The 20541-nt window shown below is 65.7% G+C and carries 19 protein-coding genes; 9 read left to right on the top strand and 10 right to left on the bottom strand.

Features of this window, described 5'->3' with window-relative positions; all coding sequences use genetic code 11:
* Nucleotides 1–100: 100 nt before the first annotated feature.
* The 3 genes from RDV64_RS09745 to RDV64_RS09735 all read right to left on the bottom strand — a co-directional run bounded on the left by RDV64_RS09745 (nucleotide 101) and on the right by RDV64_RS09735 (nucleotide 3229).
* On the bottom strand, nucleotides 101–781 hold the full coding sequence (locus RDV64_RS09745; RefSeq protein WP_309199061.1) for a TetR/AcrR family transcriptional regulator: 681 nt from the start codon (nucleotides 779–781) through the stop codon (nucleotides 101–103).
* A gap of 92 nt (nucleotides 782–873) precedes the next feature.
* On the bottom strand, nucleotides 874–1665 hold the full coding sequence (locus tag RDV64_RS09740) for an FCD domain-containing protein (RefSeq protein WP_309199060.1): 792 nt from the start codon (nucleotides 1663–1665) through the stop codon (nucleotides 874–876).
* A gap of 163 nt (nucleotides 1666–1828) precedes the next feature.
* On the bottom strand, nucleotides 1829–3229 hold the full coding sequence (locus RDV64_RS09735) for an FAD-binding oxidoreductase (protein WP_309199059.1): 1401 nt from the start codon (nucleotides 3227–3229) through the stop codon (nucleotides 1829–1831).
* A gap of 169 nt (nucleotides 3230–3398) precedes the next feature.
* On the opposite strand from RDV64_RS09735, the gene RDV64_RS09730 reads away from it, so the two are divergent.
* Both RDV64_RS09730 and RDV64_RS09725 read left to right on the top strand, forming a co-directional pair.
* Nucleotides 3399–4160, top strand: coding sequence for an SDR family NAD(P)-dependent oxidoreductase (locus tag RDV64_RS09730; RefSeq protein WP_309199058.1), 762 nt, complete (start codon nucleotides 3399–3401; stop codon nucleotides 4158–4160).
* A 37-nt stretch (nucleotides 4161–4197) separates the two neighbouring features.
* Nucleotides 4198–4572 (top strand): hypothetical protein, encoded by a 375-nt coding sequence (locus RDV64_RS09725; protein ID WP_309199057.1) that lies wholly within the window; start codon nucleotides 4198–4200, stop codon nucleotides 4570–4572.
* Between the two features lie 7 nt (nucleotides 4573–4579).
* On the opposite strand, the gene RDV64_RS09720 is transcribed toward RDV64_RS09725, so the two are convergent.
* The 6 genes from RDV64_RS09720 to RDV64_RS09695 form a co-directional block, all read right to left on the bottom strand.
* On the bottom strand, nucleotides 4580–5251 hold the full coding sequence (locus RDV64_RS09720; protein ID WP_309199056.1) for an aspartate dehydrogenase domain-containing protein: 672 nt from the start codon (nucleotides 5249–5251) through the stop codon (nucleotides 4580–4582).
* A 70-nt stretch (nucleotides 5252–5321) separates the two neighbouring features.
* Nucleotides 5322–6569 (bottom strand): ABC transporter substrate-binding protein, encoded by a 1248-nt coding sequence (locus RDV64_RS09715; protein ID WP_309199055.1) that lies wholly within the window; start codon nucleotides 6567–6569, stop codon nucleotides 5322–5324.
* A gap of 17 nt (nucleotides 6570–6586) precedes the next feature.
* Nucleotides 6587–7570 (bottom strand): branched-chain amino acid ABC transporter permease, encoded by a 984-nt coding sequence (locus tag RDV64_RS09710; protein ID WP_309199054.1) that lies wholly within the window; start codon nucleotides 7568–7570, stop codon nucleotides 6587–6589.
* Nucleotides 7567–8481 (bottom strand): branched-chain amino acid ABC transporter permease, encoded by a 915-nt coding sequence (locus RDV64_RS09705; RefSeq protein WP_309199053.1) that lies wholly within the window; start codon nucleotides 8479–8481, stop codon nucleotides 7567–7569. Before RDV64_RS09705 ends, RDV64_RS09710 begins: the two co-directional genes overlap by 4 nt.
* Entirely contained in the window at nucleotides 8481–9209 is a 729-nt protein-coding gene (locus tag RDV64_RS09700) for an ABC transporter ATP-binding protein (RefSeq protein WP_309199052.1), read from the bottom strand. The genes RDV64_RS09705 and RDV64_RS09700 overlap by 1 nt, the downstream gene beginning before the upstream one ends.
* Nucleotides 9206–9979 (bottom strand): ABC transporter ATP-binding protein, encoded by a 774-nt coding sequence (locus RDV64_RS09695; RefSeq protein ID WP_309199051.1) that lies wholly within the window; start codon nucleotides 9977–9979, stop codon nucleotides 9206–9208. Before RDV64_RS09695 ends, RDV64_RS09700 begins: the two co-directional genes overlap by 4 nt.
* A gap of 484 nt (nucleotides 9980–10463) precedes the next feature.
* On the opposite strand from RDV64_RS09695, the gene RDV64_RS09690 reads away from it, so the two are divergent.
* The 5 genes from RDV64_RS09690 to RDV64_RS09670 all read left to right on the top strand — a co-directional run bounded on the left by RDV64_RS09690 (nucleotide 10464) and on the right by RDV64_RS09670 (nucleotide 16327).
* Nucleotides 10464–11972, top strand: coding sequence for a sugar ABC transporter ATP-binding protein (locus RDV64_RS09690; protein ID WP_375143824.1), 1509 nt, complete (start codon nucleotides 10464–10466; stop codon nucleotides 11970–11972).
* Nucleotides 11969–13063 (top strand): ABC transporter permease, encoded by a 1095-nt coding sequence (locus tag RDV64_RS09685; protein ID WP_309199049.1) that lies wholly within the window; start codon nucleotides 11969–11971, stop codon nucleotides 13061–13063. Before RDV64_RS09690 ends, RDV64_RS09685 begins: the two co-directional genes overlap by 4 nt.
* Nucleotides 13064–13119: 56 nt before the next feature.
* Complete coding sequence (locus tag RDV64_RS09680) at nucleotides 13120–14199, top strand: substrate-binding domain-containing protein (protein WP_375143823.1); 1080 nt, start codon at nucleotides 13120–13122, stop codon at nucleotides 14197–14199.
* Between the two features lie 74 nt (nucleotides 14200–14273).
* Nucleotides 14274–15530: a hypothetical protein gene (locus RDV64_RS09675; RefSeq protein ID WP_309199047.1), complete on the top strand. Its 1257-nt coding sequence runs from the start codon at nucleotides 14274–14276 to the stop codon at nucleotides 15528–15530.
* Between the two features lie 290 nt (nucleotides 15531–15820).
* Nucleotides 15821–16327, top strand: a complete 507-nt coding sequence (locus tag RDV64_RS09670; RefSeq protein WP_309199046.1) for a fasciclin domain-containing protein — start codon at nucleotides 15821–15823, stop codon at nucleotides 16325–16327.
* A gap of 61 nt (nucleotides 16328–16388) precedes the next feature.
* On the opposite strand, the gene RDV64_RS09665 is transcribed toward RDV64_RS09670, so the two are convergent.
* Nucleotides 16389–17279: a LysR family transcriptional regulator gene (locus tag RDV64_RS09665; protein ID WP_309199045.1), complete on the bottom strand. Its 891-nt coding sequence runs from the start codon at nucleotides 17277–17279 to the stop codon at nucleotides 16389–16391.
* 291 nt (nucleotides 17280–17570) lie between these two features.
* Here RDV64_RS09665 and RDV64_RS09660 point away from each other — a divergent pair, with 291 nt between their 5' ends.
* A complete protein-coding gene (locus tag RDV64_RS09660; RefSeq protein WP_309199044.1) occupies nucleotides 17571–18527 on the top strand; it encodes a tripartite tricarboxylate transporter substrate binding protein in 957 nt (318 codons plus the stop codon).
* Nucleotides 18528–18540: 13 nt separating this feature from the next.
* Nucleotides 18541–20526 carry a tripartite tricarboxylate transporter permease gene (locus tag RDV64_RS09655; RefSeq protein ID WP_309199043.1) on the top strand — a complete coding sequence of 662 codons (1986 nt, stop codon included), beginning with the start codon at nucleotides 18541–18543 and terminating at the stop codon, nucleotides 20524–20526.
* Nucleotides 20527–20541 lie beyond the last annotated feature (15 nt).

The raw sequence follows: 20541 nt of genomic DNA, 5'->3' as shown, positions 1-20541 counted from the left end.
TCTTGAACCCTCCGCTGGCAAACGCAAAAAAGTAAGCGTTTGCTGAATTAGGAAGGCAAGCGGCATGCCAGACTGCTGCGCAGGGTCGGATGCGCCGTTGCTACGGGTCGGTTCGTTCGGGCGTCAGATAGGCCGCAACCATCCCCCGTGCGTCGGCGTGCTGCTGCCGGCGCCACGGCTCGCGGCTCAGATCTTCATCGAAGATGGCAGACAGGGTGTGGACGTTGGAGAGATGGAAGTAGGACAGCGCCACCATCATCACATAAAGGCGAAGCGGCTCGATGCTTTGCCGGACGGAGCCGCTCGCCTGCCCGCGCGTCACCAGCCGCCGGACCCGCTCGGCCACGGGCGACGACATCTGCGGGATCGCCTCCATGGTTTTCAGATGCCGTGCCTTGTTCAGGTTTTCAGCACTGAGGAGCCTGATCAGCGTCGGGTTGGCATCGAAATGGGCATGGATGAAGTCGAACAGGAGCAGCAATGCCTCGAACGGCTCCGCTCCCTCGACCTTCACATCCAGCTCGGCGGCGCGCAGTTGCCCCAGCGCATGCTCCAGCGTCTTTTCGTAGAGCCCGTCCTTGCTGCCGAAATAATGGTACAGCATCCGCACGTTGGTGTTCGACAGCGCACAGATCCGGTTGACGCGGGCCCCCGCGAACCCTTCGGCCGCGAACTCCTGCGACGCGACGGCAAGGAGAGTCGCTTTCACGTCGTCGGTGCCGCTGCGCCCATCGCGGGGTGGACGGCCAAGCCGCCGTCCGGGTGTTTTCGTCGCCGCCACGTCAGACGTCCCTTCTCACGCGCCTTGCTGGCGCGGGACCATCTCACCCAAACGCGCGGCTACAACAATGTCGGCAGCGCAGAAGATCGCAGCTAGGCCGCATCCGATGGCAGAAAACTCGGAGATCCGCGCCATAGTTTGCGGCCGGTCTTCTTCTCCCAGGCGCGTTCCAGATAGTTGAAGCGGCGCTCCAGCTCGGTCGAAATGAGATCCCTGTCGTTCTTTTCCAGCGCCGACAGTGTGCGAAAGAGCGTATCGATGGCGGCGGCGGGGTCATCCCGCGTTGCCATCCGGCGGACCGGCTCGATCTGCTGGCTGAGCACCTGCATGATCGTTTCCAGAAATTTGATGTGGGTTGCCTTGCCAAGGGCAGTGTTGAACTGCAGTGCCGCCCGAGACAGCGTCTCGATATCGTCATCCACGTCGCGGGATTTGCCGCGCATCCCCTCCAGCGGTGCGAGGATCGCCCGCATCTCCTCGATGTCCTGCGCGGTGGCGCGGGCGGCCGCAAGCTCCACAATCTGCGGCTCGATGGCGCGTCGCGTGATGAGGATCTCCACAAAGTCCGCCACTTCGGCCGGCGCGGGAAGGAAGAGCTGGATGTAGGTTTCAGGCGGGCGGCCGGTGACGAAGGTGCCGCCCGCAGCGCCCGGCCGCACCTCCAGGATGCCGTCGGCCTCCATCCGCTTCAGCGCCTCGCGCAGCGCAGAGCGGTTGATGCCCAGCTGCCGGGACAAGGTCACCTCGGACGGAAGACGTTCGCCGATATTGACGTGGCAGAAGAAAATCGCCTGGGCGATGGCGTCGACGGCAAGGTCCGCGCTGCGCTTGGTGGCAACGGGCCTGAACGCATGCTTGGTGGTCTGATCCTGACGGATACCCATATGGCTGCCTCACCACTCATCCGGAAAAAAGAGCATTGCCGCGAAGAGTCTGCAGGGCCCGCAACAACACACAGGCCTTCAAATTTCATAATTTCGGTTGCAAATTTATCTGATATTAGATTGCTCCGAACCCGATCACAAGCGGGCGCATGCCCGTCGAGCCTCACCCCGGCGGAAGACCGTCGAAGCTCTTTTCCGGGTTAAGGATACCGCGGGGATCGAGCGCGGCCTTGATCGCCTGCATGGTGGCAATCTGCGCCGGGGTGCGCGAATGCCCCATATAGGCGCGCTTGATGGCGCCGATGCCGTGCTCGGCCGAAACCGTACCGCCGAGATCCCGCACGATGCCGTAGACCAGCGCTTTCACCGCGCCGTCCGGCGGCTCGCCGCCATCCGCCGGGATGTGGACCACGAGGTGCAAGTTGTTGTCGCCGATATGGCCGTAGCTCATGGCAATCGCGCCCGGCCAGCGCGCCTCGATCTCGCCTTCGAGCCGGCCGATTGCGGCTGCAAGGGCGGATGCGGGCAGGCTGACATCGAACGGAATGATCGGGCCGATGACGCTTGCATATTCAGCCGGCGTCTCGCGGATCCGCCAGAATTCGTGCGCCTGGGCAAGGGAGCTGGCGAGCATCGCGTCGGCGATGGTCCCGTCCTCGAATGCCCCCTCCAGAAGCCGCTCCAAAGGGGCGCGGGGCGGGTTTGCCTCCGTCCCCGACGCTTCGAGGATGATGTAGGCGCCGTGGCGGCCGTCCAGCGGCGGTGTGATGGCGCAGCGCGCGGCCATGGTTTCGTAAAAGCTCGGCCACATCACTTCAAAGCTGGTCAGCATCGGGCCGAGGGTCGCCTTCGCCGCGCCCAGGAGACTTAGCGCCTCCGCCGTTCCGGCGCACCCGATGAGAGCGGTTTCGCGCAGGGGCTGTGCCGGATGCAGCTTCAAAACGCAGGCCGTGACCACGCCCAGAAGCCCCTCGGACCCGATGAAGAGCTGGCGCAGCTCCAGCCCGGCGTTGTTCTTGATGAGGGCATTCATGTCGTCGAGGATCGTGCCGTCGGCTAGCACCACCTCGAGGCCGAGCACCTGCTCGCGCGCCATGCCGTACCGCACCACATTGTGGCCGCCCGCGTTGGTGGCAATGACGCCGCCGAGCTGACAGGACCCGCGCGCGCCAATGTCGATGGCCAGCAGCAGCCCGGCTTCCGCGGCGGCAGTCTGCGCAACCTCCAGCACCACGCCGGCCTCCGCCACCATGGTGCCGCTCTCGGCATCGACGGAACGGATCCGGTTCATCCGCTCCAGCGAGAGGACGACGCCATCCGCGCGGGGATGTGCCGCGCCCGAAATGCCGGTCAGCCCGCCCTGCGGCACCACCTTGACGCCCTGCGCGGCGCAAAGGGCGAGCGCACTTGCCACCTCATCGCGGTTGCGCGGGCGGATCAGCGCCAGCGGCCGGGTTGGCGGGAGGCCGGCCCAGTCCTGGCAGTGGCGCTCGGGCACAGCTTCGCCAGGCGTCACGATTTCGGGTCCGAGGGCCCGGGTCAGGGCTTCCACAATGTCTGGCATCGTCATCCTTCCGTTCAGGCGCCGCACCGCTCGCAATCCCGCCGGCCTCGCGCGCCGAGGCCATCGCATTTTCGGTTGCGTTATATACCGTTTTCAGTTGCCCATGAAACACATTTTGCCTAATGTCATCCGACGCTGACCGGACAACCCAACTGCCAGGAGCCTGCACGTGAACGCAGAACCGTTTGATCTGACGGGCCAGACCGCTCTCGTCACGGGGGCAGCGCAAGGCCTTGGGCTGGCGATTGCACGGTCGCTGCTGGAGGCCGGCGCCAGCGTGATGCTGTGCGATGTGGCCGAGGCGGTTATCGCCACCGCGCAAGAGCTGGACGACGGGCAGGGCCGTGCCATCGGCCAACAGTTCGACGTGCGCGACGAGCCGGCCTGGGATGCCGCGCTCGACCGGATGGAAGCGACCTTCGGCAAGCCCGTCGACATTCTGGTCAACAACGCCGCCCGAACCATCGCAACCTCCGTGTGGGACATGGACATTGCCGAGTGGGATGAGGTGATGGGCGTCAACCTCACAGGCTATTTCATCGGCTGCCGCGCGGCCGGCCGGCGGATGCGCGCCCGCAAATCGGGCAGGATCATCAACCTGTCCTCGCTGGCCGGACAGCGGGGCGGGCTTGTGGGCGGCGCGCACTACTCCGCCTCCAAAGGCGGCATCCTGGCGCTGACCAAGTGCTTTGCGCTGGAGCTGGCTGCCGATGGGGTGAGCGTCAACGCCATAGCGCCGGCCGCCATCGAGGGGCCGATGAGCCGCTCCCTGCCGCAGGACAAGGTGCAGGCGCTGGCGGGCCAGATCCCGGTCAAGCGGCTGGGCAGCGATGCCGAGGTCGGCGCCGCCGCGGTGTACCTTGCATCTCCCGCCGCAGCCTTCGTCACCGGTGCAACGCTCGACATCAACGGCGGCCTTCTGATGCGCTGACGCGCATTGCCGCAAACACAACAGGACGGATGAGACCATGGCCGTGGAATTCCAGGCGCCCCGGATGGGCGAACCCCTTCGCGTGATCTTTCTCGGCGCATCGACCAGCGGCTGGTTCGACGCGACCGGCGAAGCGCGGCGCAACGAGATCCTGCCGCGGATGAAGGCGCTGTTTGCCGAGTGGGAAGAGATGGGCGCCAAGTGCCTTGCGACCGTTGACGACGACCTCTTCATGGTCGGTCAGCCGGGCTCACCGGACTTCACCTGGTATCTCATCATGGACGTGCCGTCGGCAGAGACTGTTGCGGCGATGATAAATCTGGTGCGCAAGGACCGCGACGGGATGCGGCTCGACCAGGTGATGCGCCTTGAAGCAAAGCTCGGCCGCCCGTTCTTCCTGCTCGAGCCCTGAACCCGCATCAGCCATAGGCAAGCGGGCGAAGGCAGTGTTCCAGCGCCGCGATGATTGCCGCCGCAACCGGGTGCAGCGGCGGATCCGGCGTAAAATCCGTCACGGTTCGCACCGTGCTGACGGCGGAGCAGAATTCAGCCGTGATCCTGTGCGGGCCACCCGCCTTCGAGCATACCAGCTCGATTGTGGTAGATCCGATGCCAGGACCAGCCAGCGCCGCCGCGCAGGCGGTGTTCAGATAATCGGGGAAGCGGGCGGCAGCCTCTGCCAGCGGACCGCTGAACAGCGTGCCCGGCGCTGATGCAAGCCCCGGCGCCTCCTGCCGCACGTGCAGCGTGCCCGGCATATTGCGCGGAACCAGCGTCACCCCGGCCGCCCAGCCGGTGAAGAGCCGCAGGCGGTGGCCGTGCTCCGCCGCACACTCCTGCAAAGCATCACCAAGCGCACTGTCGGCCAGCGCCACGGCGCCCACACTCCACACCTCGCCCTCGGCCAGAAGCTGCGCGCCATAATTGCGCAGCGCGTCCGGCCCGGCGGCCTCAATAGTGAGGGCCGCAGGCCGCCAGCCATCGCTGTCGCGGGTGATGATGTCCTGCAGGCGGTATGCGCCGGAGGCTGAAATCCATCCGGCGACGGCGCTGCCGATCCGGCCGCGCCCGACCACGTTGACGCTGAGCACTCTGGTCATCTCCGCAAGAGGCGGACGACCGGGCGCGCTGTGGCCCAGCCGTCCGATCGCAGGGTGCCGCTCAGTTCTTGCCGGCGGCGAACGCGTTCACGTCTTCCGCCGTGAAGTAGCGCGTCTCTTCGATGCCATCTTCCGAGAACTTCCACTCCACGCCGGGGGCGGCAACGTCGCCGTTCTTGTCGAAGACCACTGCGCCAGTGCCACCCTGGAACGAGACGGACTTGCCTTCGCCAAGGAGTTCCAGCGCTTTCTTGAAGCCCTCGACATCGCCGCCGACCTTCTCGCCGGCGGGATCGGTCACCATCGGCACCTTGGCCGCAATCTCGGCGCCCGTCGCATCAGACCCTGCCGCGTGATAGGCGAGGAGCGCGACCGCTGCCGCGTCAAACGCATTGGCAAGGCCGGGACCGCTGGGGTCGGAGCCGAATTTCTCGCGGTAGGCATCCACAAAGGCCGTGGCGGAGTCGACCCGCGGCGAGGCGGTGTCGGACCCCACGAAATCGCCGAGATAGGTCATGCCGACCGCTTCGCGGAATTCGTCGGACTTGAGCGCGTTGGCGCCCACCATCTTGGTCGTGCCGCCAAGCGAAATCCATTCCCGCGCAACCGAAATGCCTTCGCGCGGGTAGAGCGCCAGGTAGATCGCATCGGGCTGGGTGGCGAGCGCCTGTGTCACCTCGGCGCGGTAGCTGGGCTGACCGTCGGTGATGGCGATGGAATCCATCACCTCGATGCCCGCAGCATCGAACATTTCGGCTGTGAGGCGCGCCAGATCCTGCCCCCAGTCGTCGTTCTTGTAGAACATGGTGATCTTCTTGTAGCCCTCGTCACCGGCGATCATCGCAGCCAGCGCAGCCTGCACCTGCGAGGTGGCAAAGGTGCGGAACCACAGCCCCTTGGTGCCGCCTTCGGCCGCAAGCTCGGTGAGGCGGGTGGATGACGAACAGCAGGAGATATCCATCACGCCCGCCGGCACGGTGACCGACGTGAGGATCGGCAGCGTCACCCCCGACGCGACGGCGCCGATCAGAAGCTGCACCTTGTCGAGGTCGACCAGCGCCTTGGCGGCATCCACGCCCACCTTGGGGTCGGTCTGCGTATCGCGCAGGATCGTTTCGACCTCGCAGCCGTCCACACCGCCGGCCTCGTTGATCATGTCGGCCACCCACAGGGTGGTTTCGGCAATGGGCTTGCCCCAGTCCACCGACGTTGGGTACGCGATGCCGACCTTGACCGGGCATGCCGCCGCAGCGGGGCCGGCCATGAGGACCGTCGCAGCCGCAGCCGCCAGTCCCAGTTTCACACTCATGTTCTTCATCTCGGCTTTCATCCCCTTGCCAGTTTACGGGCAGATTTTTCGGCGCCGCCGCCACCTGTGCGGCTGCGCCTGATGCGTTCGGGCAGCAGCCCCTCCGGTCGCCAGAGCAGCATGCCGACAATGACCAGCCCGATCAGGATGTACTGGATCGAGCCGGTGTAGAGTTGCACATCTGTCGGCGCATATTTTGCTAAAATGAAACCGCTCGCAGTCCACGACGCCCAGATCAGGAAGGTGCCCAGGATCGCACCGCGGTTGTTGCCGGCACCGCCGACAATCAGCATCGCCCAGATCTGGAAGGTGAGGATTGGGGCAAGGTCCTGCGGGCTGATGAACGCGTAGAAGCCTGTGTAAAGCCCGCCGGACAGGCCCATGATCATCGAGCCGAGAATGAATGCTTCCAGCCGCAGGCGGGCGGGGGCCTTGCCGAGCGAGCGGGCCGCCGTCTCGTCTTCGCGGATGGCGCGCAGCACCCGGCCGTAGGGCGAATCCACCAGCCTTTCGAGGAAGATGTAGACCGCAAGAAGCGCAATCAGCACCAGCCCGAGGAAGACGAGGCCGTAGGTGAAGTTGTCGCCCACCATGGCTTCCAGCGGCCGTTGCAGGCCGCGCAGCCCCTTGGCCCCGCCGGTCAGCCATTCAGCGTTGCGTGCCACGGTCTCGAACGCGACGGCGACGCCGAACGTGGCGATGGCCAGATAATCGTGCCGCAGCCGCAAGGTGAGAAGCCCGACGATCCACGCAACGATGCCGGACAGCGCAATGCCGCCCGCGAGCGCGACCACATAAGGCAGCTCGAACCCGCCGAACTGGCCCAGCTCGGGCCGCCCGCCCAGGATCATGGTCCCGTAGGCGCCGGCGCCGAAGAAGGCGACCACGCCACCGTTGAAGAGGCCGGTGTTGCCCCATTGCAGATTGAGACCGAGGACGGCGATGGCAAGAATACCCGCCACCGTTGCGAAGAACGCCAGATAAGAGACAATCCCGATCACGGCCGCTCCTCCCCGAAGAAGCCGTGCGGCCGCACCATGAGGACGGCAAGGATGATGAGAAACGGCATGGCGGGAATATAGCCCGACGGCAGGATCATCAGCGCCAGCGCCGACGCGATCCCGACCACGAACCCCCCAAGCACCGCGCCGTAGACGCTGCCGATCCCGCCGACAATGGTGGCGGCAAACACCGGCAGGACGAAGTTGTGGCCAAGGAGCGGCGACATGTTGTTGGTGAGCGCATAAAGGACGCCCGCAGCGCCCGACAGCCCGCCGCCAATCAGCCAGACCATGTTGATGATCCGCGACAGCCGAACGCCGGACACCTCTGCCAGCTGCGGATTCTCCGCCACCGCCCGCAGCGCGTAGCCGAACGCGGTGCGCGACAGGACGAGGTGGAAGATCAGCATGATGGTGACGGCTGCGATGAGCACGAACACCTGGTCCGGCTTGACGAGGAGGAACGGGTCGGTGCTGACGACGATCGCAAAGGCGATGTCGTTGGAATAAAGCTGGGTCTTCAGCCCGAAGATCAGCGAGATCAGGTTGCGCACGATCAGCGCGACGCCGAACGAGGCGAACACCATCGACAGCGTGTCCGCCTTTTCCCGTATTCGCTTGAAGACGAGGCGGTCGATCACCACCGCGGACAGACCCGCCGCCACGATGGCGACCAGGCCGGCGAGCGCCAGCGCAATGGTGAGACTGAGCGGGCCGATCTTGGCATCGAACGCCGGCACCAGGGCGACGAACAGCCGGTCGAACACCAGCGCGACGTAAGCGCCGATGGCCAGAAGTTCGGCGTAGGAGAAGTTGGCGAACCGCAAGAGGTGCATGACCAGCGTCAGCCCGATGGCACCCAGCGAGATGATGGCGCCGTTGAGGATGCCGTCGACAGCATTTTGTAGCATCAGGCCATCCTTCTGCCGCCAAGGTAGATCTCGCCGACCACCGGGTCGGACAGGATCTTGTCCGCCGGGCCATCCACCTGATTGCGACCCTCGGCAAGGACGTAGCAATAGTCTGAGACGGCGAGCGCCTGCTTCACGTTCTGCTCCACCAGAAGGATGGAGACGCCCTCGCGCGTAAGCTGGCGTGCGAGACCGAGCACATCCTGCGCCACCTTGGGGGAAAGCCCGGCGGACGGTTCGTCCATCAGGATCACACGCGGGTGGAGCGCCAGCGCCATGGCCACCGCCAGCATCTGCCGCTGCCCGCCCGAAAGCGAACCGGCACGCTCGGTCTTCTTTTCGGCCAGAGCGGGAAACAGGTCGTACAACTCGGCCAGCCGCGTCTTCCGGTCCGGCGCCCGGCGCAGCGTCAGCAGGAGGTTCTGGGCGATGGTCAGGCTGCGGAAGACGTTGTCGTTCTGCGGCACGTAGGCAAGGCCCAGCCCGCCGATCTGGTCGGTACGGATGCCGACGATATCGCGGTCGTTCAGCTTGATCGAACCGGCGCTGACCGGAACGATCCCCGCAATCGCCTTGATCAGCGTGGACTTGCCGGCGCCGTTGGGGCCGATGATGGTGGTGAGGCTCTGCGCCTCAAGCGAAAGATTGATGCCGCGCAGGATGGGAAGATCCCGCGTATAGCCGGCTTCCAGCCCTGCCACCGAAAGGACGGGCGGTGCGCCGGTCAATGGACCGGTGTCCCGAGATAGGCTTCCAGAAGAAGCGCGTTGGATTGCGCCTCTTCTGCCGTGCCCTCGAAGACCACCCGCCCTTCCGCCAGAGCGATGACCGGCTGACAGTGGCGCATGACGAAATCCATGTCGTGCTCGATGATGAAGAAGGTCTTGCCCTGCCGGTTCAGCTCTTCGATGCGGTCGATGAGGATCCGGGTCAGCGAGGGGTTCACGCCGGCAGCCGGCTCGTCCAGCAGGATGATGGACGGCTCGCCCATCAGCGCACGGGCCAGCTCCAGGAGCTTCATCTGGCCGCCCGAGAGCTTGCCGGCCGGATGGTCGGCAAGGTCGGCCAGCGTCATGAAATCGAGGATATCGAGCGCCCGCACCCGCAGGCGCTCTTCTTCGGCCCGCATCCGCGCCCGCCCGAAAACCGCGCCCAGCACAGTCTCACCGGCCTGCCCCTGCGGGGCCAGCATCACGTTTTCCAGAACGCTCATCCGGCGAAATGGCCGGGGGATCTGGAATGTGCGCGCAAGGCCCTTGCGGAAGAGCGCATCGGGGGTGAGCCCGGTCACGTCCGCCCCGCCCAGCGAGACCTTGCCCTCGCTTGGCCGAAGGTCGCCTGCGATGAGATTGAAGAAGGTGGACTTGCCCGCGCCGTTGGGCCCGATCAGGCCCGTGATCGAGCCTCTCGCGATGGAAAGCGAGACGCTGTCGACGGCGCGGAATGCACCGAAGTCCATCGACACGCCGTTGGTTGCAAGGGCCGCCGCATGCTCCAAACCAGACTCTCCCACAAGGAAGCGGCCACCGCTCCACGTGCGACATTTTCATAGAAACAATTGATTGCTGTCAATAATTATCGGTTCTATTTCAGATCAATAACTGACCAATATAGACCTGATTTATAGGCAATCCGGCCGGAGCATCACCGCGCGCGGCGCACTCAGCCCTGCCTTTCAGCGCGGATGCTCGCGAAGGCGACGGCACCGCCTTGCCCATTATTCTGCACCGAACGCGAGCGGATCGTCCCGCGCGAAGGTCTCCGATCCACCATTTTGTTCAACCGGCACGAAGCCGAAGACGCCGCTTGCCGCCCCATAAGATATAGGCTCTACTGGTCTTCAAATCTGGAAATGCGGCAACATAATTTGCCGAAAAACTAAAGAGCCGAGAAATTCGGCCGGAGTTCCAGGGGGAAACGTGGTGGCGCCTGAAATTGTGGCGGCGGGAGAAACCCGCTCGCCCATTCTGTCTTTCCGTGGAATGAAGAAGACGTTTGGCGGCACAGTTGCCGTCGACGACGTATCCTTCGAAATCTATCCGGGTGAAGTTCTTGCCCTGCTTGGCGAAAATGGCGCCGGCAAATCAACCCTGATCAAGATCCTGGCGGGCGTCCATCAGCCGGACCAGGGCGAGATCCGCTTTGATGGCGCGCCCTACACCCCGCGCTCGGCGGGCGGCCGCGTGTCGTTCATCCATCAGGATCTGGGGCTGATCGAGTGGATGACGGTCGCGGAGAATATCGCGATCTACAAGGGCTATCGCCGCCCTCTCGGGCTGATCGACTGGCGCGCCACCTCGCGCGAGGCGGTGGAGGCACTCTCCGTCGTCGCCGGCGACATCGATCCCGACCGCCGGATCCAGGAGCTGAGCCGCACCGAAAAATCCCTCGTCGCCATTGCCCGCGCGGTCAGCATGAATGCCTCCGTGCTGGTGCTGGACGAGCCGACCGCCAGCCTTCCCAAGGACGAGGTGGACGTTCTGTTCAAGGTCCTGCGGCGACTGCGCGAGCGGGGTGTCGCCATCATCTACGTGTCGCACCGGCTCGATGAGGTGATGGCGATTTCCGACCGCCTCGCCGTCCTCCGCGATGGCCGCCTTGTGGGGGTGCGCCCCACCCGCGAAACCAACCCCGACGCGCTGGTGCAGATGATTATCGGCCGGCCGCCCGAAAGCCTGTTCGTGCGGCCGCCCCGGCCGTCCGGCGACACTGCCCTCAAGCTGGAGGGCCTGATGGTGGACGGCATCGGCCCGGTGGACTGCACAATCGGCAAGGGCGAGATCGTCGCGTTTGTGGGGCTGCGCGGTGCGGGGCAGGAAGACATCGGCCGTGCGGTGTTCGGCGACCGCGCGCGGGATGCCGGCTCGGTGGTGCTGGATGGCCGGGCGCTGGAGCTGTCCGGCCCGCGCAGTGCCATCGCAAACGGGATCGGGTTCGTTGCCGGGGACCGCACCTCGGATTCGGTGGCCCACCGGCTCACCGTGCGCGAAAACATGTTCCTCAACCCGGCCGCCGGCGGGCGCTCCCTCTTCGGGCTCCGCACCCCCGCCAGCGAGGCTGCGGAAACGCGCCGCCTCGGCGAGCGCGTCACCCTTTCGCCCAACGATCCCGATGCGCCGATGGAGACCCTTTCGGGCGGCAATCAGCAAAAGGTCGTCTTCGCGCGCTGGATGCGCATCGGCGGCGCGGTCCTCATCCTCGAAGACCCCACGGCGGGCGTCGACGTCGGTGCAAAGGGCGAAATCTACCGCCTCCTCGGTGCCGCGGTCAGCGCCGGCCTCACCTTGATCCTCATCTCCACCGACTTTGAGGAGGTGTGCGCCATCTGCCACCGCGCACTGGTCTTCCGCGACGGCAGGATCGTCGCCACGCTCGATCAGGACGAGCTGTCCATGGAGCGACTCACCCATGCGGCCGCTCTGGTGGAGCCTGCCCGCGCGACCCCCTCTCGCACAGCGGCCGCCCCGGCCCGCACGGAGCCCGGCCGATGAATTCGCTCAAGTCCAACGCCCTCGAACCCACCGCGTTCGAGCTGCGGCACATGTCGCGCGGCGCGAAGATTGCCCGCCTGCTGCCGGTCTACGGCATCCCGATCCTGCTGGTGATCCTCATCATCGCCTTCTCGGTGCTCCTGCCCCGCACGTTCCCCACCATGCTGAACCTGCGCTCGATTCTGGGCGACAAGGCAATCATCGCCCTCCTCTCGCTGGCGGCGATGGTGCCGATGATGGCCGGCCGGATCGACCTCACGGTGGGATACGGCATCGTTCTTTGGCATATCCTCGCCATCGGGTTGCAGACGCAGTTCGGGTTCGAGTGGTGGCAGGCCGTTCTCATCGTCCTGTTCCTTGGCGCGATGCTCGGGCTTTTCAACGGCGTTCTGGTCGAGCTGGCGCAGATCGATTCCTTCATCGCGACGCTCGGCACGGGCACGGTAATCTACGCCATCGCGCTCTGGTACACCGGTGGGCGCCAGATCATCGGCTCACTGCCCGCCGCCTTCACCGACCTTTACACGACGCAGGTGTTCGGCCTGCCGATTGCCGCATTCTACGTGCTTGGCATCGCCGTGGTGCTGTGGGTGGTGACCGAGTATCTTCCCGTGGGGCGCTATCTTTATGCCATCGGCGCCAACCCGCGCGCCGCCGAGCTGAACGGCATCCCGACGCGGCGCTATGTGCTGGGCGCCTTCATCACCTCCGGCGTGCTGACCGCGCTGGCCGGCGCCATTCTCGCCGCCAAACTGCGCATCGGGCAGGCCAGCGTCGGCCTCGAATATCTCCTGCCGGCGCTGGTGGGCGCCTTCCTCGGCTCCACCACCATCAAGCCGGGGCGCGTCAACGTCTGGGGCACGGTGGCCGCGGTGGCGATTCTTGCCGTCGGCATCTCCGGCATCCAGCAGATGGGCGGCGCCTTCTTCGTCGAGCCGCTGTTCAACGGCGTGACGCTGGTCTTCGCCATCGGCCTCGCCGGCTACGCCCAGCGCAAGCGCGGCAGCGTGCGCCACAAGCACCGGCCCGTCACCGACGCGCCGGCAACACCATCCCCCACGGCCAGCCGGGACGACACGAGCCGCGGGTAAAACAACACGTCCCAAGGGAGTGAAACGTGCATAGAACTCTGATTGCTGCGGCGCTGATGGCCGGTGTGGCCACCTGCGCCATGCTGACGCCGGCCATGGCGCAGGACGATCTGACCCGGGCGCAGGAGCTGGTCGACACCTACTCCAAGCCCAACCCGCCGTGGGACGGACCCACCACCGGCCCCGCCGCGCAGCCGGACAAGGTGGTCGTCTATGTGTCGACCGACCAGCGCAACGGCGGCGCCCGCGGTGCCGGCGAAGGCGTGATCGAGGCCGGCGAAAAGATCGGCTGGGACGTGCGCACCATCGACGGGCAGGGCACCGTTTCGGGCCGCTCCAGCGGCCTCACCCAGGCGATCGCGCTGCAGCCCGATGCCATTGTGCTCGGCGGCATCGACGTCAACGAGCAGGCAACGCTGATCCAGCAGGCCGCGGACGCCGGCATCAAGCTCGTCGGCTGGCACGCCTACTCCACCGTCGGCCCGCACCCGACGCTGCCGGTCTTCACCAACGTGTCGACCGACCCGATGGTGGTCGCCGAAGCCGCCGCCTCCTACGCGATCACTCAGTCGGACGGGAAAGCCGGCGCGGTGGTGTTCACAGACAGCGTCTACGAGCTTGCCGTCGCCAAGGCGCGCAAGATGGAAGAGGTCATCAAGGCCTGCTCCGGCTGCACGGTGCTCGAATTCGTCGACACGCCGCTCTCCGACACGTCCACCCGGATGCCGCCGCTCACCACCTCGCTCCTCCAGCGTTATGGCGCGGACTGGACCTACTCGCTCTCCATCAACGACCTGACGTTCGACTTCATGGCGCCTTCGCTGGCCTCCGCCGGCATCGACGGCGAGGGCCCGCCCGTCAACATCTCCGCCGGTGACGGCAGCGAGGCGGCGTTCCAGCGCATCCGCGACAAGCAGTATCAGGCGGCAACCGTTGCCGAGCCGCTGCGGCTTCAGGGCTGGCAGGTGATCGACGAGATCAACCGCGCGCTGGCGGGCGAAAAGGACTCCGGCTACGTGGCCCCGCCGCACCTCTTCACGCCCGACAACATCGCGTTCGATGGCGGCCCGAACAACATCTACGACCCGAACAACGACTATCCGGCCATCTACGCCAAGATCTGGGGCGTCAACTAAAGCCCCCGCACCAACCGCGCTCCCGCCGCAAACGCGGGGGCGCGACCCTCCCCTCTCCGCCCAGGAACCCCGCCATGAGTGACGCACACCCGGCCGCCGACCACGCCCGCAACCTGACCCTCATCGGCCACAGCGACCAGGGCGGACGCCCCGACGGCGTCCAGCTGATGGTGAACAAGGGCTTCGCGATAACCGGGCACATGTTCTCCAAGGGCTTCAGCGTCATCGACGTGCGCGACCCGAAGAACCCCAAGCCTTCGGCCTACGTCGCCGCGCCGGAAAACACCTGGAACATCCACCTCCAGAGCGCTGGCGACCTCCTCCTCGTCATCAACGCCAAGGACATGTTCGCCGCCACCGAGTTCGCCGACGAGAAGGCCTACTACACCACCTCCGTCGGCAAGACGGTGGGGACCGATGAGGTGGGCAAGCGCCAGCGCGACTGGACCGCCGGCATGGCCGTCTACGACATCAAGAACCCCGCCGAGCCGCGGCAGATCGGCTTCATGCCGGTGGAGGGCGGCGGCGTGCACCGCATCTGGTACACCGGCGGCCAGTACGCCTACGCCTCCGCGCTGCTGGACGGCTATTCGGACTATTGCTTCATCACCATCGACATGTCGGACCCCACGGCCCCCCGCGAAATCGGCCGCTGGTGGATCCCCGGCATGCACTCGGCCGGCGGCGAAACGCCGGACTGGCCGGCCGGCAAGCGCTATGGCCTCCACCACGCCATCATCCACGGCGACACCGCCTACGCCGCCTGGCGCGACGCCGGCATGGTGATCCTCGACATTGCCGACCGCACGGCGCCGCAGCTGATCAAGCACATGAACTGGAGCCCGCCCTACGGCGGCGGCACCCACAACTGCCTGCCGCTCCCCAACCGCGAGCTGCTGGTGGTGCTGGACGAAGCCGTGCTCGACCACCAGGAAGACGGCGTGAAGCACATCTGGGTCTTCAACAACGCCGTTCGCGACAATCCGGTCTCGATCGCGACCTTCCCGCAGCCGGACGAGGCGGACTACAAGGCCAAGGGCGGCCACTTCGGCCCGCACAACCTTTACGAAAACCGCCCCGACGGCCTCGTCAGCGAAGAGCTGATCTTCACCACCTACCAGAACGCCGGCGTGCGCGTGTTCTCCATCGCCGACCCCTACCGCCCGGTGGAGACGGCGGCATACGTTCCCGCAGCGCCGGAGACGCTGGTCGACCACCGCCCCAACCGCAACAAGGTGATCCAGAGCTGCGACGTCTTCGTCGACGCGGACGGCCTCGTCTACGCCAACGACTACAATGGCGGCCTCATCATCCTCGAATATGGCGGCTGACCAGCGAAGCTCGACGGTGACGGTCACACCCCCACAGGAGACGGGCGGATTGTGGGGCGCATGGCGACAGTCGCCAGCCCGGCGCCCGCGCTCGACTGACCCACGAATGCAAATGAAAGATATGCGACATATTGCTTCACTATAATATCTCTGCGGCCAGGCGTTTTTCTGATTTCGTGCCGCGGACAACTTGTCGCTGCGCAGTTCGCCGCAGCCCTCATTCTTTTCCGGCCTTCTGACATACATGCCCTGATCACGGAACCAACCGGTTTCGAATTCGGAGGAACGACATGAATAGTCACATTCGCGCAGCAACTCTTGGCCTCGCCGTGCTTTTCAGCGGCAGCGCTCTGGCGCAGGACGCAACCATCGTCGCAACGGCGCAAGCCACGCCGACGCTTTCCACCCTGGTGACGGCGGTCAGCGAAGCCGGTCTCGTCGATACGCTGAACAGCGAAGGCCCGTTCACCGTGTTCGCCCCGACCAATGATGCATTCGCAGCCCTTCCCGACGGCGCGCTCGACGGGCTCCTCGCCGACAAGGACGCTCTCGCCGGTGTGCTCACCTACCATGTGATCGGATCGGAAGTGATGGCGGCCGACCTGATCGGCATGATCGAAGCCGGCGACGATGAAGTTGCCGTCGAAACCGTCAACGGCGCCAGCTTCGCAGCCGCATTCGTCGATGGCGGCGTTCAGCTTACCGATGGCCAGGGCAACACCGTCAACGTGGTGGCGACGGATGTGGCGGCCTCAAACGGCGTCGTCCATGTGATCGACGGCGTGCTCATGCCCTGATCGGGCCTCTCCGCGCGCCCCGGCCCCAAAGGTTGGGGCGCGCGTCCCCTTGCGCTTTATCCTAACGGGCGGTGGGAAGGCGCGAGCCGAGATAGTCCACGAAGGCGCGGACCTTGGCCGACAGGTTGTGGCGCTCCGGGTAGACCGCCGCGATATTTGCCGTCTGCCAGTATTGCGGCAGAATTTTGCGAAGGCGCCCCTCCCGCAGGTGGCCCGCAATGTCCCACTCCGAGCGCAGCATGATGCCATGCCCGCCCAGCACCCAGCCCAGCGCAATCTCCCCATCATTGGTGCTCAACGATCCGGCGACCTTGGCCGACGGCACCCCGCCATCGACCTCGTCGAACCGCCAGACATCGTAGGTGTCATGGTCCTGACGCAGGACGATGCAGTCGTGCGCCTGCAATGCGGCCAGTGTCTGCGGTATGCCGTGGGCCTGAATATAGGCTGGCGCTGCGCACAGAAAACGGCGGTTGCGTTGCAGGAGACGGGTGATCATCCGGCTGGCCGGCGGCGAGCCGAAGCGGATGCCAAGGTCAAGCCCCTCCTCCACCAGGTTCAGCGGTGCATCGGTGAGGACGAGCTGGATCTCGACATCCGGATAAAGCCCGCGAAACTCGGCAATGGCCGGTGAGAGATAGGCCCGGCCGAAGCCCAGAGTGGCGTTGATCCGGAGAAGGCCAGACGGCGTGTCGCGCGCCTTGGACAGGCTGTGTTCCAGCGCCTCGATGTCGCCCAGAATGCGCACGGCCTCGCCAAAATAGGACTTGCCCTCCCCCGTCAGGCTGACGCGGCGGGTGGTGCGGTTGAGAAGCCGCACGCCCAGCCGGTCCTCCAGCCGCACCAGCCGCCGGCTGACGGCCGATGCGGAAACGCCGAGTTCACGTGCCGTGGCGCTGAAACTCTCGCGCCGGGCCAGAAGCACGAAGAAGGCAAGGTCGGAGGCCGCCATTGTGAACCCTGACGCAATAATGAATTGAACAATTTCACATCATAAACCGCCGGAAAAAATATAGGCTAGGACCAACTGCCCAGAGAGGCGGGTGTTTTAACCGGACCGATGGCAACCGCATTGCCGGACGATCCGGGCTGGGAGGAGACGCGGACCAGCCGCCAGGCCATCGGCCCGGCGGGCTGCTTCTCTTTCGTGACCGTCCTGCCGCACATTGTGCAGCGGGGTCGCGCGCGGCCTCAGGGCCATTCGCGAGGAAACGACAAGAACAACAGGCTCAAGGAGGATCCCATGAAGATTTTCGCCATCACCACGGCGCTCGCGGCATTTGCCGTTGCGACACCGCTGGCGGCCCAGACCGCCGAGAATTTCCCCACCAAGGCGATGACCTACATCATCCCGTTCAACGCGGGCGGCGAGTCCGACGTTTCGGCACGCTACCAGCAGTCCGAGTGGGAACCCGTCACGGGTCAGGACGTGGTCATCCAGTATCAGGCAGGTGCAGGCGGCGCGCAGGCGTGGTCTCAGCTCAATTCCATCGAGGGTGACGGTTACACCGTGATGGGCATCAACCTGCCGCACACGGTGCTGCAGCCGATGGCAGGCTCGGTCGGCTACACCACCGAGGAGCTGACCCCGGTCAACTACTTCCACTACACGCCCAACGCGATTTTCGTGGCGAAGGACAGCGAGTTCCAGACGCTGGAAGACCTCGTCAGCTACGCCAAGGAAAACCCCGGCCTCGTGACCTTCGCAGGCTCCGGCTCCAACTCGGCGAACAACCTCGCCGCCGTCCAGTTCAATGAGCTGGCGGACGTCATCACCACCTACGTGCCTTTCTCCGGCACCGGCCCGTCGATCACTGCGATCCTCGGCCAGCAGACGACTGCCGGCTTCAACTACGCGACGTCGGGCGTCAACCAGGGCGACGAGATGCGGATGCTGGCTGTCGCCGCCGAAGAGCGGATGCCCGCGTTCCCCGACGTGCCGACCTTCAAGGAACTCGGCTATGACCTCGTCGGCGGCGCCTACCGCGGCGTTGCGGTTCCGGCGTCGGCTTCGGAAGAGATGCGCAAGCGGATTTCCGACATCGTGTCCGAGATCAACGCCCGGCCCGACTTCGTGAAGAAGATGGAAGACGGCGGCTTCGTCCTCACCAACATCGGCTATGCGGAGATGCCGGCATTCATGGAAGAGCGCGTGGCGGAATACACCGCAGGCGCCAAGTCGCTCGGCATCACCAAGTAAGCCGGCGCCGACAATGGAGATCATCGGCTACCTCTGGGACGCGCTGACGCCGTTCAACCTGATGCTGGCGCTTGTCGGCGTCATCCTCGGCACGGTGGTGGGCGCCCTTCCCGGGCTCTCCGCGACCATGGCGGTGGCCGTACTGGTCCCCTTCACCTTCACCATGGATCCCGCCGCGGGCCTCATCGCCCTCGGCGCGATCTACACCGGCGCGATCTATGGCGGCGCCTATGCCGCCATTCTCGTCAACACGCCGGGCACCCCGTCGGCCATCGCAACCACGTTCGACGGCTTTCCCATGGCCAAGCGCGGCGATGGCGGGCTTGCCATCTCTCTGGCCACCATCGCCTCGGTGGTCGGCGGCATCGTCGGCGCGATCAGCCTCCTTTTGCTGGCCCCGCCGCTTGCCAGGGTGGCGCTCGCATTCGGCCCGACGGAATATTTCTGGCTCGCCATCTTCGGCCTCACGCTGATTGCCGCGCTCTCGGTCGGCAATACGCTGAAGGGCCTGATCGGCGCCTGCATCGGCCTGTTCCTGTCGATGATCGGCGTTGCCGTCGTCGGCGGCGACGTGCGCTATACGCTGGGCATGCAGCGCTTCCTGGGCGGCATCGACCTCACGTCCGCCATCATCGGCCTTTACTGCATTCCCGTCCTTCTCGACCTTGTCGCCACCCGCGACCCGCACCTGAAGCCCGCCGAAACCGGGGGCCTGCGCCTGCCGGAAAGCTGGCGGATCGCTTGGGCCGGCAAGTTCAATATCGTCCGCTCATCGATCATCGGCACCGTCATCGGCATTTTGCCGGGCGCGGGCGGCTCCATCGCGGGGCTGGTCTCCTATACCGAAGCGCGGCGTGCATCCAAGACGCCGGAGCGCTTCGGCAAGGGTGCGCCCGAAGGCGTGATCGCCACGGAGGCGGCCAACAACGCCACCGTCGGCGGCGGCTTCATCCCGACGCTGGTGCTCGGCATCCCCGGCACGCCACCCGACGCGATCATTCTGGGCGCGCTTCTGGTGCAAGGCATCAAGATCGGGCCGACGCTGTTCTCCAACGAGGCGGGCGTCGTCTACACCTTCATCTGGGGCCTTCTGATCGCAACCATCCTGATGCTCCCCATCGGGATGCTCCTCGGCCGCTACGCCTATGGCACGATGATCAAGATCCCCAAGGCGGTGCTGGCGCCGACCGTGGCGCTCCTCACCATCATCGGCTCGTTCGCGATCCACTCCAACGTGGACGACGCGCAGCTGATGGTCGGCCTCGGCCTCATCGCCTGGGTGCTGGCGCGCTACGGCTTCGCCCCCTCGCCCATCGTCCTCGGCCTCGTGCTGGGCTCCATCGCCGAACAGGGGTTCGTGCAGACCTACCTCATCGGCAATGCGTCCAACCGGCTGGCGGAGATGTTCTTCGGCCGCCCGATCAGCATTGGCATCATCATCGCCGCGGTGCTGACGCTGGCCTACCCCATTGTCGCGGAGCAGATGGCGAAGAAAAAGGCGGCACGGGCAGCGGGCACAACGGCCCCGGCGAAAGTGACGGAGCGCGGGCGCGACGTGCCGGGCATGGTCATCTGCGCCGCGTTCGTCGGCGTCGGCGTGCTCATTCTCCTTGGCACCCAAAGCCTTTCGCCGCTGGGTGCCGTGTTCCCGTCCACCATCGGCGTGATCCTCATCGTGCTCTCGCTGGCGTTCATCGCGCTGGGCCTTGCCGGGCGCACGCCCGTTGCCGTGCCGGCGGCGGGCAGCGGCGGGGGACCGGCGCGGCGCATCGGCCTTGGCGCCATCATGCTCGCCTACGTGGTGCTGCTTCCCGTCATCGGCTTCTTCGTCACCAGCCTTGCGGCCTTCTTCGCCACCATGGTGGTTGCCGACTACGACCGGCCGGGCCTGAAAACGTGGCTCATCTGGGCCACGACGGGTGTCACCATCGTCGCCGGCTTCTGGTGGCTGATGGCCAATGTTCTTCTTCTGCGGATGCCGAACGGCGTCCTTTTCTAGATCTTCGGAGTACAA

Origin of the sequence: Acuticoccus sp. MNP-M23, from assembly GCF_031195445.1 — a bacterium.
Taxonomy (GTDB): Bacteria; Pseudomonadota; Alphaproteobacteria; order Rhizobiales; family Amorphaceae; genus Acuticoccus.
The sequence above is the reverse complement of the archived record's forward strand: the minus strand, read 5'-3'. Positions and strand labels throughout refer to the sequence as shown.

What these genes read in the sequence shown, in the direction of transcription:
- RDV64_RS09740 (WP_309199060.1), bottom strand. Translation starts at nt 1,665, where the DNA reads ATGGGTATCCGTCAGGATCAGACCACCAAGCATGCGTTCAGGCCCGTT.
- RDV64_RS09735 (WP_309199059.1), bottom strand. Translation starts at nt 3,229, where the DNA reads ATGCCAGACATTGTGGAAGCCCTGACCCGGGCCCTCGGACCCGAAATC.
- RDV64_RS09725 (WP_309199057.1), top strand. Translation starts at nt 4,198, where the DNA reads ATGGCCGTGGAATTCCAGGCGCCCCGGATGGGCGAACCCCTTCGCGTG.
- RDV64_RS09715 (WP_309199055.1), bottom strand. Translation starts at nt 6,569, where the DNA reads ATGAGTGTGAAACTGGGACTGGCGGCTGCGGCTGCGACGGTCCTCATG.
- RDV64_RS09705 (WP_309199053.1), bottom strand. Translation starts at nt 8,481, where the DNA reads ATGCTACAAAATGCTGTCGACGGCATCCTCAACGGCGCCATCATCTCG.
- RDV64_RS09690 (WP_375143824.1), top strand. Translation starts at nt 10,464, where the DNA reads ATGAAGAAGACGTTTGGCGGCACAGTTGCCGTCGACGACGTATCCTTC.
- RDV64_RS09685 (WP_309199049.1), top strand. Translation starts at nt 11,969, where the DNA reads ATGAATTCGCTCAAGTCCAACGCCCTCGAACCCACCGCGTTCGAGCTG.
- RDV64_RS09680 (WP_375143823.1), top strand. Translation starts at nt 13,120, where the DNA reads ATGGCCGGTGTGGCCACCTGCGCCATGCTGACGCCGGCCATGGCGCAG.
- RDV64_RS09675 (WP_309199047.1), top strand. Translation starts at nt 14,274, where the DNA reads ATGAGTGACGCACACCCGGCCGCCGACCACGCCCGCAACCTGACCCTC.
- RDV64_RS09670 (WP_309199046.1), top strand. Translation starts at nt 15,821, where the DNA reads ATGAATAGTCACATTCGCGCAGCAACTCTTGGCCTCGCCGTGCTTTTC.
- RDV64_RS09665 (WP_309199045.1), bottom strand. Translation starts at nt 17,279, where the DNA reads ATGGCGGCCTCCGACCTTGCCTTCTTCGTGCTTCTGGCCCGGCGCGAG.
- RDV64_RS09660 (WP_309199044.1), top strand. Translation starts at nt 17,571, where the DNA reads ATGAAGATTTTCGCCATCACCACGGCGCTCGCGGCATTTGCCGTTGCG.
- RDV64_RS09655 (WP_309199043.1), top strand. Translation starts at nt 18,541, where the DNA reads ATGGAGATCATCGGCTACCTCTGGGACGCGCTGACGCCGTTCAACCTG.